The organism is Streptomyces sp. NPDC024687 (genome assembly GCF_055559055.1).
The window spans coordinates 21,897-35,972 of the sequence record NZ_JBVHLJ010000003.1 but is presented as its reverse complement, the minus strand read 5'-3'; the positions used below and the strand labels follow the sequence as shown (position 1 = coordinate 35,972).

General features: G+C 72.7%; 8 protein-coding genes and 1 pseudogene. 1 reads left to right on the top strand and 8 read right to left on the bottom strand.

The window, feature by feature from the left end:
- Entirely contained in the window at positions 1–1,713 is a 1,713-nt protein-coding gene (locus ACZ39I_RS11965; protein ID WP_467244404.1) for a cell division protein PerM, read from the bottom strand.
- Between the two features lie 126 nt (positions 1,714–1,839).
- Between ACZ39I_RS11965 and ACZ39I_RS11960 the strand changes: the two are divergent.
- Positions 1,840–2,637 (top strand): annotated as a pseudogene (locus ACZ39I_RS11960) (sigma factor-like helix-turn-helix DNA-binding protein); the annotation flags it as partial.
- A gap of 227 nt (positions 2,638–2,864) precedes the next feature.
- Here ACZ39I_RS11960 and sucD read toward each other — a convergent pair.
- The 7 genes from sucD to ACZ39I_RS11925 all read right to left on the bottom strand — a co-directional run bounded on the left by sucD (position 2,865) and on the right by ACZ39I_RS11925 (position 13,962).
- Positions 2,865–3,749 (bottom strand): succinate--CoA ligase subunit alpha, encoded by an 885-nt coding sequence (gene sucD / locus ACZ39I_RS11955; RefSeq protein ID WP_352389142.1) that lies wholly within the window; start codon positions 3,747–3,749, stop codon positions 2,865–2,867.
- A gap of 21 nt (positions 3,750–3,770) precedes the next feature.
- Positions 3,771–4,949: an ADP-forming succinate--CoA ligase subunit beta gene (gene sucC / locus ACZ39I_RS11950; RefSeq protein WP_352389143.1), complete on the bottom strand. Its 1,179-nt coding sequence runs from the start codon at positions 4,947–4,949 to the stop codon at positions 3,771–3,773.
- A 461-nt stretch (positions 4,950–5,410) separates the two neighbouring features.
- Positions 5,411–7,120, bottom strand: coding sequence for a hypothetical protein (locus tag ACZ39I_RS11945; protein ID WP_467244403.1), 1,710 nt, complete (start codon positions 7,118–7,120; stop codon positions 5,411–5,413).
- Between the two features lie 171 nt (positions 7,121–7,291).
- Positions 7,292–8,290: a hypothetical protein gene (locus ACZ39I_RS11940; protein WP_467244402.1), complete on the bottom strand. Its 999-nt coding sequence runs from the start codon at positions 8,288–8,290 to the stop codon at positions 7,292–7,294.
- A gap of 251 nt (positions 8,291–8,541) precedes the next feature.
- Positions 8,542–9,816, bottom strand: coding sequence for a VWA domain-containing protein (locus ACZ39I_RS11935; protein WP_467244401.1), 1,275 nt, complete (start codon positions 9,814–9,816; stop codon positions 8,542–8,544).
- A gap of 187 nt (positions 9,817–10,003) precedes the next feature.
- Positions 10,004–12,574: a DUF5682 family protein gene (locus ACZ39I_RS11930; protein WP_467244400.1), complete on the bottom strand. Its 2,571-nt coding sequence runs from the start codon at positions 12,572–12,574 to the stop codon at positions 10,004–10,006.
- A 257-nt stretch (positions 12,575–12,831) separates the two neighbouring features.
- A complete protein-coding gene (locus ACZ39I_RS11925) occupies positions 12,832–13,962 on the bottom strand; it encodes an ATP-binding protein (protein WP_467244399.1) in 1,131 nt (376 codons plus the stop codon).
- Positions 13,963–14,076: the final 114 nt, after the last annotated feature.

The following is a 14,076-nucleotide window of genomic DNA, read 5'->3' as shown; positions in this document are numbered from 1 at the left end:
TCAGTCGGTGGGCGGGGACTTCTCGGGGGAGCCCTCCGGCGGCGTGGCCGCCTCCTTCAGGAGCGCCCAGCGGGACTCCCGTGAAGCCTCGTCGTACCAGGGCGTCGACGACGGCACCGACTCCGTCCGGGGTTCGGCGGGCAGGAAGTCGTAGGGCTCGTAGGAGTCGTCCCGGTCCCGGTCGTGGGGGACGTAGGTGTCGTCCTGGTCGCCGGGGGCGTCCTGCGGGCCGCTTTCCTCCGCCGGGCCGGTCACGGGAGCGGTCTTGGGAGCGGTGCCGGAAGTGGTGCCGGAAGTGGTGCCGTCGGTGCGGGTCCCGGCAGCGGTCCCGGAAACGGCCCCCGGAACGGTCCCGGAAGTGGCTCCGGCCCCGTCCGTCGCCTTGCCTCGCGAGAGCGGGACCCGCACCGACGGCACCCATGGGCGCGGCCCGCCCGCCGAGAAGCCCCGCCAAGCCCGTACCGCCAGCGCCACCGGCAGCCCCGCCACCGTGATCCACCCCGTCACCGCCGCGCCGACCTGCCACCACACCGGCCCGAACCGGGCCAGCACCCCCACCCCGAGCGGTCCGCCGGCCGGCGCGGTCAGCGCGGCGACCGCCCCCGCGCACAGCACCGCGGCCCACACCACCGCGCCCGCCGTCCGCCCGCGCGACCATCCCGCGTCCGCGGCCCGCCCCACGAACCACCCCACCACGACCCCGGCCACCACCGGCACCGCCCCCGCCGCCCAGTGCGCCGGCCCCCCGGCCCCCGCCTCCGGTACCGCCGCCAGCAACGGAAACGGCGGCAGCATCGGCGCGGGGTCCGAGGACAGCGGGCCCACGGCATGCCCCGCGCCCAGCACGAACCCGGGTCCGGCGGCGTAACTCACCGCCCACACCGCCGCGTTCGGCACCAGCGCCAGACACAGCAGCACTACGGCGAACCGTCCCGACCAGCCCTCCGTCACCTGGAGGAACGACCCCCGCATCGCGCCGCCGTGCGCCACCAGCGACACCGCCAGCAACACCGTCCCGCCCCCGGCGAGCACGCAGACCCCGGCCCCCGCGGCTCGTGCCGCCGCGAAGAGCCGGGCCCGCGCCTCCGCCCCGAGGACGAGCCGCCGCACCCCCGCGGGCAGCAGCACCAGTACCCCGTCCAGCGCCTCGGCGGGACGGCCGTACGCCGTCCACACCCCTGACCCGGCCGCGCCCATGGCGACGGCCGGCAGGCACACGCAGGTCCACGTCCAGGAGGGCCGCAGCGCCCCGCCGGACGCGTACAGGGCGACGGCCGCGCCGACGGCGAGGTACCCGAGCACGACCCCCGCCCACGCCGTCCGCGCGGACGCCTGCGGCGGCGCCTCGTCCCCGGTGGCCAGGTCCCGCGCCGCCCGGTGCACCAGCCACAACGGCAGCGCCGGCAGCAGCATCGGGGTCACCCCGACGGGCGCCGGAACACCGGAGAGCGTGTCCGTCCGGATCAGCTCGGTCCCGTGCGCGAGCAGCCACAGGGCCGCGGCCACGTGCAGCGCGCCCCCGGGCCCGCTGTCGGGGTACGGCGAGCTGATCCACAGCGCGATCACGAGCACGGCGAACGTGCCGAGCCCCAGCCCGGCGGCCACCGCACCGCCCAGCAGGCTGGCGGCCAGGCCGGGCGTCCGGTCGCGCAACCGGATGAGCAGGGGCGACAACGAGCTGCGGCGAACGGTCATCTGGATCACGCCCGCCATGGTCCCAACGACACGCGCTTTCTCGTCGTAACAGCCGAACCTCCGATGTGTCGCTCAATATACGACTATGTACTTTTTCGTACGAAGGGGTGCCCCGTGAAGCAGAGCGAGGAGCTCGCCGCCACTCCCCTGACACCGGCTCAGGCCTTCGACGCGCTCTACGGGTTCTGCGCGCCCGCGCTCGTCCGGCAGACCTATCTGCTCACCGGCCGCCGCGAACTCGCCCGCGAGTCGGTCGAAGGGGCCTTCCAACTCGTCTGGCAGCGCTGGCCCGAGGTGGCGGTGGACCGGGATCCGGCGGGCTGGGCACGGGTCATGGCGTACGAGTACGCCCTCTCTCCCTGGCACCGTTTCCGCCCCCGCCACCGCGGCCCCGAAGACCCCGTCCCCGACCCGGCCGACCGCGCGCTGATGGCCGTACTCCTGAAGCTCCCGCCGTCGCAGCGGCGCACGCTCCTGTTGTACGACGGCGTGGGCCTCGACCTTCCGGAGACGGCGGCGGAGACGGAGGCGAGCACCCCGGCGACCGCGTACCGGCTGATGAACGCGCGGTCGGCGATCGCCGCACACCTGCCCGACCTGGCCGACCCGTCCGATCTGCACGAGCGCCTGGTCTCCCTGGCCTCCACGCAGGGGTTGCGTGCCGCGCAGCCGCCCGCGGTGCGGGCCGGGAGTGAGCGCCGGGCGCGCTTGTGGACCCGGGCGGCGATCGCGTTCACGGTGGCCCTGATCGGCACGACGGCACTCACGCTGCGGACGGCTCCGACGCACTACGAGCCACCGGTGCCGCCGGGGGCGGAGGTTCAGGGGGTGCCGGGGAGAGTGGGGCAGGGCGCGTTGTCGGAGGAGGAGGTGGAACTCCGGAAGAAGCTGCGGGAGGAGACGGCGAGCGGTCCGGAGAGGCTGGTACCGGTCAGTCGTTGACTGCGGCCGGTGGGGGCTGGTCGCGCAGTTCCCCGCGCCCCTGAAGGGGCGTCCAGCGGGACGCGCTCAAGGGGCGCGGGGCTGTGACATCAGCGGCTCCGCCGCGGGGCGCGACCAGCCACAACGCACCTGCACCCGCCCGACGACCCGGCGCGGCACCCCGTAACGCGTCGATGGGCCCGCCCCAACCCACGGAGCGAGCCCATCGACGGTCAGCTGGTCACCGTTCAGCCGGCGAGGATCTCCCGCGCCAGCTTCGCCGTCTCGGTCGGCGTCTTGCCGACCTTGACGCCGGCGGCCTCGAGGGCCTCCTTCTTCGCGGCGGCCGTGCCGGAGGAACCGGAGACGATGGCGCCGGCGTGGCCCATGGTCTTGCCCTCGGGCGCGGTGAAGCCCGCGACGTAGCCGACGACCGGCTTGGTCACGTTCTCCTTGATGAAGGCCGCGGCCCGCTCCTCGGCGTCGCCACCGATCTCACCGATCATCACGATCAGGTCGGTGTCGGGGTCGGCCTCGAACGCGGCGAGCGCGTCGATGTGCGTCGTACCGATGATCGGGTCGCCACCGATGCCGACGGCGGAGGAGAAGCCGATGTCACGCAGCTCGTACATCATCTGGTACGTCAGCGTGCCGGACTTCGAGACCAGGCCGATGCGGCCCGGCTTGGTGATGTCGCCCGGGATGATGCCGGCGTTCGACTGGCCCGGGGTGATGAGACCGGGGCAGTTCGGGCCGATGATCCGGGTCTTGTTGCCCTGCGAGACCGCGTACGCGTAGAACGCGGCGGAGTCGTGGACCGCGATGCCCTCGGTGATGACGACCGCGAGCGGGATCTCGGCGTCGATGGCCTCGACGACGGCGGCCTTCGCGAAGGCCGGCGGTACGAAGAGGACGGACACGTTCGCGCCCGTCTTCTCGATCGCCTCGGCGACCGTGCCGAAGACCGGGATCTCGTTGCCGTCGATGTCGACGGACGTGCCCGCCTTACGGGGGTTCACGCCACCGACGATGTTCGTGCCGTCGGCCAGCATGAGCTTGGTGTGCTTCATGCCCGTGGCACCGGTCATGCCCTGGACGATGACCTTGCTGTCCTTGTTGAGGAAGATAGCCATGGCTGTATCTGTCCCTCTTCCTTACTTCGCAGCCGCGAGCTCGGCGGCCTTGTCGGCCGCGCCGTCCATGGTGTCCACGCGCTGCACCAGCGGGTGGTTGGCGTCGGAGAGGATCTTGCGACCCAGCTCGGCGTTGTTGCCGTCGAGGCGGACGACGAGGGGCTTGGTGACGTCCTCGCCCTTGTCCGCGAGCAGCTGCAGCGCCTGCACGATGCCGTTGGCGACCTCGTCGCACGCGGTGATGCCGCCGAAGACGTTGACGAAGACCGACTTGACGTCGGGGTCGCCCAGGATGATCTCCAGGCCGTTCGCCATGACGGCCGCGGAGGCGCCACCGCCGATGTCGAGGAAGTTGGCGGGCTTGACGCCGCCGTGGGCCTCACCGGCGTACGCGACGACGTCCAGGGTGCTCATGACGAGACCCGCGCCGTTGCCGATGATGCCGACCTCGCCGTCGAGCTTGACGTAGTTGAGGTTCTTCTCCTTGGCGGCGGCCTCGAGCGGGTTGGCCGCGTCCTTGTCCTGGAGGGCCTCGTGTCCCGGCTGACGGAACTCGGCGTTCTCGTCGAGGGAGACCTTGCCGTCCAGGGCGATGACGTCACCGGAGGCGACCTTGGCCAGCGGGTTGACCTCGACGAGGAGAGCGTCCTCCTCGATGAAGGTCTTCCACAGGGTGACCAGGACGTTCGCGACCTTGTCGGCGACCTCGGCCGGGAACTTCGCGGCCTCGACGATCTGGCGGGCGACCTCGGGGGTCACACCCACGTTGGCGTCGATCGGCGTCTTGGCGACGGCCTCGGGGCGGGTCTCCGCCACCTCCTCGATCTCCATGCCGCCCTCGACGGACGCGATGGAGAGGAAGGTGCGGTTGGCGCGGTCCAGGAGGAAGGAGACGTAGTACTCCTCCACGATCTCCGGGGCCGTCTCGGCGATCATCACCTTGTGGACCGTGTGGCCCTTGATGTCCATGCCGAGGATGTTGGTCGCGTGCTCGACCGCCTCGTCTGCGGTCGCGGCCAGCTTCACGCCGCCGGCCTTTCCACGGCCGCCGACCTTCACCTGGGCCTTGACGACGGACTTGCCACCGAGGCGCTCGGTGGCTGCGCGGGCCGCCTCAGGCGTGTCGATGACTTCACCGGCCAGCACCGGTACATCGTGCTTGGCGAAGAGGTCCCTCGCCTGGTACTCGAACAGGTCCACGCGCTTCCGTCCCTATCAGTGATCTCGCGGTTCGTTGTCTGCGTGGGCGTGCCGCGAGGGCAACGTGACGTCCGACCGTGTCTGTCACAAGGGAGGCGCACACGGTGTCCGAGCGCGCGGCATGTCCGTCTCGCAGGTTATCGCTGCTTGCGGGAGGCCCCTAAATCGAGGGTCACACCTGAGCGGTGATACCTGTCACATGATGCCGCGCTCACTGGCACGGCGTGCCGTGCGTGAGGTCGGGGGGAGCCTTCCGGCTGGGCATGGGAAGGGCCTCACCGGGATGGGGTTGTCCCGGTGAGGCCCTCTGTGCAGCCCCTTTTCAACCTTTCAAGGAGCGTGGGCGGTGGATCCCCACCCCAATGGGGACCTCTCCGCCCGGTCCGTGAGGTTCCGGCAGGACAGACCGACGGCTTTCGGCCGTCCGGGGCCCGTCGCCTCACGGAGTCGGTGGGGGGTGGTCAGGCGCGGTGACGGAGGTCCTGCGCGTAACCCGGGGTGAGGGACTCGGCCACGCCCTGAACACCGGTGACGGCGTGCCCGGCGAGCGGTCCCGCGGTGTCCTGGACGGTCCCGTTCAGATCGGCGGCAAAGGGACCGACCTGCCCGGCCACGGGGGCGACCTCGCCGACGACGCCGTACGCGAACGGAGTGAGGTCCCCCGTCACGCCGTGGGCCAGCACCGTGGCACTGCCGGCGACCGGCTCGACCGTCCGGGTGACGGTGCCAACGACGGGCTGAACGGCCCCCGAGACACCGTGCGCGAAGACCGGGACCTCGCCCGTGACGCCGTACGCCAACGTCGTGGCGCTGTCGGCGACGGGTTCGGCCGTCCGGGTGACCGTGCCGACGACAGGCTGAACGGCCCCCGAGACACCGTGCGCGAAGACCGGGACCTGACCCGCGACGCCGTACGCCAACGCCGTCGCACTGCCGACCACCGGCTCGACCGTCCGGGTGACCGTGCCGACGACAGGCTGAACGGCCCCCGCGACACCGTGCGCGAAGACCGGGACCTCGCCCGCGACGCCGTATGCCAGGTCGGTGGAGTGGCCCGCCACGCCGTACGCGAGCGACGGGACGTCGCCGGTGACGTCGGTCGCGAAGGGCCGGACGTCCTGCGTGACGCCGTACGCCAGGGTGCCCGCGTCCGCGACGGCCTGCCCGGCGACCGGCACGACGCCGTGCACGGCGGTGTTCACGACCGGCGGCAGCACGGCGTCGGTGGTGTCCTGGGCGACCTGCCCGACGAGACCGGTGGCGTACGGCGGCACGTCGGCGACGACGGCGTCGGCGACCGGGCGTACGCCGGTGACCGTGCCGGCGGCGTACCCGGACACGCCGTCCTGGATCCCCCCGACTCCGGCGACCGTGCCGCCCACGACCGGGGAGACGTCCCCGACGACGTCGTACGCCAGCGTGGTCGCGGCGTTCACGGCGCCTCCGGCGACCGGCGTCACGCCGGCCACCGCACCGGTGACGGCCGGGGGCACCCCGTCCACGGTCCGCCCGACGACGGGCACGACCTCTTGGGCGACCGGCAGGACACCCTCCACGGCGGCAGTGCCGACGGGCGGCACGATCGCGGCGCCCGTCTGATCGACCGCGGGCGCGACGACGGGCGTGACCGTGCCGGGGACGGCGGAGACGTCGGCGATCCGGGTCTCGGGGGCGAATGCGGAGAGGGGGCCGAAGAGGTAGTCGATGCCGTGCTGGGGGGTGGTGGGTGTGCGGCGCGCGGCGGATACGGCTGCGTCGGGGACGTTGGCGGCCTTGGCGGCCTTGGCGGCTGCTGCCTGCGCGGCGTTCGCCTTCGCCTCGGCCTGCGCGGCCCGGGCCGCCTTCGCGCCCTGGATGGCCGCGGCGCCCTTCACCTTGGACACCTTCGCGCTGGCGGCCTGGGACACCTTCGGGGCCACGGTGGCCGTCGTGTCTGCGGGACGGCCGGCCTGGTCGGTGGTGCCGGTTGCCGTCTTTCGCGCAGTGGTGGTGGCGTCGGTGACCGTGCCGTCGAGCGTGTCGGTGACCGTGGTGATCGTGTCGGACGCGGTGTCCGTCGCGGAGAGGGCGGTGGCCGGGAGCTCGTCCGCACTGGCCACGGCGGAACCGAGTGCCCAGGTACCGGTGACACCGGCGGCTATGACGAGGGAACGTCGGATGTTCTTGTTCATGAGTGCGTCAGATCCCTGGATCTTGGGAGGCATGGAGAGGCATGGGGACATCCGGAGCCATAGGGCTCCAGGGGGATCCGTCCGGAGATCTGAGGAGATCTGGGGGTGTCCGAACGGCTGGGGCAGACCTGTTCCTCCCCCGCGCGGCAGGTCGGCGGGGGAAGGTCTGTCCTAGCCGGGGAAGACGGGGATGTCCCGGTGCCTGTCCCGGGTCCCGGCCGCGTCGACGCTCGCGGCGGCACCGGCCACGAGCCGCAGCGGCGCCCGGTGGTCGGGGGTGACGGCATGCGCGTCGGCGTGTCGCGACGAGCCGCTGTCCACCGCCGACTTGCCGCCCAGGAATCCGCCCCGGTTGTCGGAGGGCGCCTGGTGCGCGGGCGCGTGGGCGGCGGAGGCGGAGGTAGGGGTGGAGGTGGTGCGGTGGGCGGAGGGGTGCGCGACGGACTCGGTCACGGTGCCGTGACCGGCGAACCGCGGCCCGTACACGGCACCGGCGTCCGCCGATTCCTCGTCACCGGCCGGCTCCCCCGCCGCGTGATCGCCCGACGGGGGCTGCGGCGCCGAGGTGACCGGCGCGGGCGCGGGCAAGGTCTGGCCCGGGACTGCGGGCAGGCCCGGCACCGCGGGAACACCCGGCACGGTCGGCGCAGTTGGCAGGGTCGGCCACGACGGGGACTCCGGAGGCGACGGCATCGTCGGCCACCCCGGCAGCGTGGGCTGCGCCGGTATCCCGACCGTCTCGGTCAGCCCCGTGGTCACCGTCCCGACCAGATCCCCGACCGGCTGGACGACACCGTTGACCACGGCCCCGACGACGCCCTCGGTCACCGGGCGGAGCACCTTGTCGTCGGCCGGGTGGGTGAGGACATCAGCGCCGGGCTTGGCGGCAACCGGCTGGGGGGCGCCACCTTTTGCCGTATCCGTGGTCGTGGAGGTGGTCGTGAGCATGGCCGTGTGCGTGGACTTCGGCTCCGCCGGGGGCTTCACCAGCTGACCGACCGTCCTGCCCGGCAACGCCCCGATGCCGTCCGCCGCCTGCGCCTGCTCCCCGCAGAGGAAGCCGAGCACGAACAACCCGCCCACCAGCAGCCCCACTTGCAGCGCTCGCCGTCCCACCACCGCGCGCAGCACGCGCATGGTGGCACCGGGAAAGGCTGCTGACCAGGTCACGAGGGGGCAGGTCCTTCCGTGCGGCGGAACGAAGCGAAGCGAAAAGGAATGAAGTGAAATAGAACGGCGGCAAACAGGAACGGAGGCGAAAGGGAAACGGAGGGGAAGGGTGAAGACTCTGGAGAAAGCGATCCTTGCACGGGGTGCCCGAGGTCGCGCAAGCCCCCTGTTACCGATGCGTAGTCATGTCCGTTTTGCTGGGCGAAGCCGCAGGTCACCGGGTCGACAAATCGCCAACGGGGAGCCCGGGTTCACACCGGGTCCGGTATCGGAAGCGGCCGCTTCTCGATGGCCGCCGCCATCACCTCGGGGAACAGGTCGGGCGTGCAGGCGAAGGCCGGTGCGCCCAGCGCGGCAAGCGCGGCAGCGTGCTCCCGGTCGTAGGCCGGCGCCCCCTCGTCCGACAGCGCGAGCAGCGTCACGAACTGGACCCCGGACGCCTTCATCGCCGCGACCCGCTTGAGCATCTCGTTGCGTATGCCCCCCTCGTAGAGGTCGCTGATCAGCACCATCACCGTCTCCGCGGGCCGGGTGATCTGCGACTGGCAGTACGCCAGCGCCCGGTTGATGTCCGTGCCGCCACCGAGCTGCGTGCCGAAGAGTACGTCCACCGGGTCGTCGAGCTGGTCGGTGAGGTCGACGACCGCCGTGTCGAAGACGACGAGCCGTGTGTCGATCGACCGCATGGACGCCAGCACCGCCCCGAACACGGACGCGTAGACGACGGACGCCGCCATCGAGCCCGACTGGTCGATGCAGAGGACGACCTCCTTCTTCACCGACCGGGAGGCCCGGCCGTAGCCGATGAGCCGCTCGGGCACGATCGTCCGGTACTCCGGGAGGTAGTGCTTGAGGTTGGCCGAGATCGTGCGGTTCCAGTCGATGTCGTGGTGGCGCGGCCGGTTGATCCGGGCGCTGCGGTCGAGGGCGCCGGTGAGCGTGGCGCGGGTGCGGGTGGCGAGCCGCTTCTCCAGATCCTCGACGACCTTCCGCACGACGGCCCGGGCCGTCTCCTTCGTCGTCTCCGGCATCGCCTTGTTGAGCGAGAGCAGCGTGCCGACCAGGTGTACGTCGGCCTCGACCGCCTCCAGCATCTCCGGTTCGAGAAGCAGGGTGGACAGCCCGAGCCGGTCGATGGCGTCCCGCTGCATGACCTGGACGACGGAGGACGGGAAGTACGTCCGGATGTCCCCCAGCCATCGCGCCACAGACGGTGCCGAGGCCCCGAGCCCCGCCGAACGCTCCCTCCCCGCCTGTCCCTTCCCGTCTCCCCGGCCGTAGAGCGCGGCCAACGCTCCGTCCATCGCGGCATCCTGCCCGCTGAGCGCGCACCCGGTGCCGTCGGCCGCCTCCCCACCCAGCACAAGCCGCCAACGCCGAAGCCGCTCGTCGGCGGGGTTGGCGGAGGAGGCAGAGAGGACTGCCGTGCCGGCCGATGACCGTGCCGCCTGTGTCGCCGGTGCCACCTGTGCCGCCGGTGTCGTCGGCGTCGCCGCTGCCGTCATGTCGTTCGGATCGGTCGTCATGCCCGCTCTCCCGTCCGGAACCGGTCCCAGAGCGGGACCACGGCCACGCTGGTCACCGAGCCGTGCTTCGCCCGGGACCCGGTCCTGTAGCCGGGTGGTACTTCGCGCCCGTCCCCGACAGCGGCGGCGGCTGCTGCCCTGCCTGCCCTGCCTGCCCCGCCCCTCGGTGTCCGCAATACCTCGGTCATCATCCCGCCACCCCCGCAAGGTCGTTGTCGTCGTTGTGCGCCAAGCCGTCGTCGTGGTCGCCGTCGCGGTCGTCGTCCAGGCCGAGCAGCAGCCGCACCACCGGCAGCACGGCGTCGGCCCGGTCGCTGTCGAGGTCGGCCCCGAAACCCGGTATCCCGGAACCGGCTCCGGCCGCACTGCCCCGCTGTCCCGGGCCCCGCCGGACCAGTTCGCCCAAGGTCCGCCGCACTCCCGGCTCGTACGCCGAGAACGTGCGCCGCAGCAGCGGCAGCACATCGGTGAACGCCTCCGCCGACACCCCGGTCAGCCATGCGTCGACGAGTCCGAGGAGCCGCTCGTCGTGCACGAGAAGCATCCCGCCGCCGGACCCGCCCCCGACGAAACCCTCGATCCACGCGGCCGCGTCCCCCGGCTCCGTCCCCGGCGAGAGCACGAGCCCCATGAGCCGAGCCGCCTCGTCCTGCGCCAACTCCCCGTCGTCCAGCAGCAGTCGGACCGCCCGCCCGCGTATGACACCGGGCACGGTGTCCCGCAGGGACAACACCTTGAGCACGGCCTGCCAACGGCCACGGAGACCGTGGCGAGCCGGAACCGGCGCGTCCCCCCTGCCGCCCGGTTCCGAACCCGAGGTCGCGTCCTCGGGAGCCGCCACCTCACCCAGTAGCCCCACCGCTCCGTGCACCGCGTCCACATGACGCCGCATCTCCTCCGCCGCCTCCGCGTCGAGCGCGGCACAGGCCGGGGGCAGGCCGACGAAGACCCGCTCGGCAAGGCCTGCGGCGACCTCCGTCAGGGCGCCGGTGTCGGTGCCGCGCACATCGCCGTAGCGCAGGGAACGGACGAGGGCCGGCAGGGCCTGGGCGAGGTGGCCGACGTCCGCGTCCAGCGCGGCGCGGTCGGCGAGGATCTGCATCACCGTGGGCAGGGCGTCGGGGAGTTCGGCCAGCAGACAGTGCTCGGCGAGGGCGGTGACGTCGGCGAGTCCCGGCGCGGAGACGGCGTCCGCCTCCGCCTTCGCCGTTGCGGCGGAGAGCACGGTCGTGCCCCACACCCCCGCCTCGGCGACCCGCACCGACAGCTCCGGCTCCCACCGCAGTCGCCATGTCTCGCGGAACGTGCCCGTGCTCCCCCGCGAGGCCGCCGGCTCACCCCACGCCACGCCCAGAAGCCGCAGCCGGTGCAGCAGCGTGCTGCGCCCGGCGTCGTTCTCCTTGCGCAGGTCCAGCTCCAACTCCCGCTCCAGCGCCTCCGGTTTGAGCCGCAGCCGCCGCTGGATCCGGTCGAGATCCCGCTGCAACGGCACCGCGGGCGCCGCCTGCGGCACCTCCCCCAGGACATCCCCGACCACCAGCCGGTCGTGCACCAGCGCCAACGGAACGTCCGAGCCCTCGCACATCACCGCCCGCACCGCGTCGGTCGTCTCGCTCAGGCCGGGCAGGGGCCGGCCGCGCATCGCCGCGAGCGTCTCGGCCAGCCGTACGGCCTCGATGACGTGCGCCGAGGACACGACCCGGTCCTCGTCGCGCAGCAGCCCCGCCACCTTGGTCAGCCACCGCTCGACGGGCCGGTCCGGTGCGCCGAACAGGTGCCCGTACCAGCCGGGCGAGTCGATCCCGGCGCCGTAGCCGCTGCGCCGCGAGAGCCTGCGGTGTGTCCACGGCACCCATGTCATGTCCGCCTTGACCTTGGGGAGCCCCTTCAGCAGCGCCTTGTCGCCGGCGACCGTGCTCTTCCGCCGCAACGCCGGCACATGCCAGGCCCCGCACACCACGGCCACGTCGTCCCCGAACTCCCGCTGGGCGGCCCGCAGCTGGAGCCGCATGTACGCCTCCCGCACGAGGTCCCGGTCGTATCCACCGGTCCCGTACGTCTCCCGCAGCACCTCCATCGCCTCTTCCAGCACGGTGAACGGCTCGAACACGTCACCCTGCCCCACTCCCCGGTGCTCGACGACGTCCTCCCACCACCGCTCGGGATCGTCGTATCCGGCGGCCTCGGCGAGCACCCCGAGCGGGTCGACACGGACGGCGTCGTGAACGTCGGGCTGGTCGTCCGAAGGTGGGTTTCCACCGGTGGAAGAGGGCTCCGCTTCCCCCGGGGCGGCGTTCTCGTCGGCCGGAGCGGGCCGCGTCGCGGGCCCACTCGGGTCCGGTCCCTCGGCGGCGGGCTCGTCCGGTCGGTCCGTCGGTCCTTCGTTCGCCACGTCCCGCCCCCACGCCAAGGTGTGCGTGGCCGGCAGGTCGATGAAACGGGCCGGGACCTCGTGCTCCAGCGCCCAGCGGATCGCCACCCACTCCGGGGAGAACTCGGCCAGCGGCCAGAACGCCGAACGGCCGGGCTCGTCCACGGCATGGGCGAGCAGTGCCACCGGCGGTCGCATGTCCTCCTCGGCGGCCAGCGGAATCAACGCGTCGGCCTCGGGCGGCCCCTCGATCAGCACGATCCGGGGCAGGGCCGCGTCCAGCGCCGCCCGCACCGCCCGCGCCGACCCGGGCCCGTGATGCCGCACCCCGAGCAGCAACGGCCCGGCGCCGGACCTCCGGCTCCCCCGAACGCCGATGTCGGCCACCCCCTCACCGTCATGAACGCCCACGTCGACCGGACCCCCGTCCCCAGCCCCTGCGGAGCCGCTCGCCGCCCCGCTCTCGCCCTCACCCACACCCGTCACACCGAACCCCTCCCCTCCATGGCCACTCGGAGTCGTCCTCTCCGCCCCGCCCGGTCCCGTTGCCGCCGCCCCGCTCCACACCCGTCACGACCGCCCGTCACGACCGTCCCCTGTCTCCGCCACCCCGGTGCCCGTCCGCACGAACCCCGGACCATCGCTCACGCACTGACCTCCCGGCACGCCCGGTAGAAGTCCTTCCAGCCGTCCCGCTCGCGGACGACCGCCTCCAGGTACTCCTGCCAGATGACCCGGTCGGCAGCCGGATCGCGGACGACGGCGCCGAGGATGCCCGCGGCGACGTCTCCGGCCCGCAGGACGCCGTCGCCGAAGTGGGCGGCGAGGGCGAGGCCGTTGGTGACGACCGAGATGGCCTCGGCGGTCGACAGCGTGCCGCTGGGTGACTTGAGCTTCGTACGGCCGTCGGACGTCATCCCGTCGCGCAGCTCGCGGAAGACCGTCACGACCCGGCGGATCTCGGCGATGCCGTCCGGCGCGGCCGGCAGGTCCAGGGAGCGGCCGATCTGGTCGACGCGGCGCGAGACGATGTCGACCTCGGCCTCGACGCTCTCCGGCAGCGGCAGCACCACGGTGTTGAAGCGGCGGCGCAGGGCGCTGGAGAGGTCGTTGACCCCGCGGTCGCGGTCGTTGGCCGTGGCGATGAGGTTGAAGCCGCGGACCGCCTGCACCTCCGAGCCCAGCTCCGGTATCGGCAGCGTCTTCTCCGACAGGATCGTGATCAGCGAGTCCTGCACGTCGGCAGGGATACGGGTCAGCTCCTCGACCCGGGCCGTCATCCCCTCCGCCATGGCCCGCATCACGGGACTGGGCACGAGCGCGGCACGGCTCGGGCCGTTGGCGAGCAGCTGTGCGTAGTTCCAGCCGTAGCGGATCGCCTCCTCCGGGGTGCCCGCCGTGCCCTGCACGAGCAGGGTCGAGTCACCGCTGACCGCAGCGGCGAGATGTTCGGAGACCCAGGTCTTGGCGGTGCCGGGCACGCCGAGCAGGAGCAGGGCGCGGTCGGTGGCGAGGGTGGTGACGGCGACCTCGACCAGGCGCCGCGGACCCACGTACTTCGGAGTGATCACCGTGCCGTCCGGCAGGGTGCCGCCGAGCAGGTACGTCGCCACCGCCCACGGCGACAGCTTCCAGCGGACCGGGCGCGGGCGGTCGTCCTGCGCGGCCAGCGCGGCGAGTTCACCGGCGAAGGCATCCTCGGCATGCGGCCGCAACGCCTCGGCCGGTGATCCCTGCTTCGGTTCCACGTTCGTCGGTTCAACAGACACAGACATGGCTGAGGCCCCCTCCAGCTCGGCCGGTTCGGATCTGTCACCAACCGTGCACCACGCCACTGACAATGCGATCCGACCTGCGGAAACGCACTCACGGGGGTCGGAGCGGCCGTC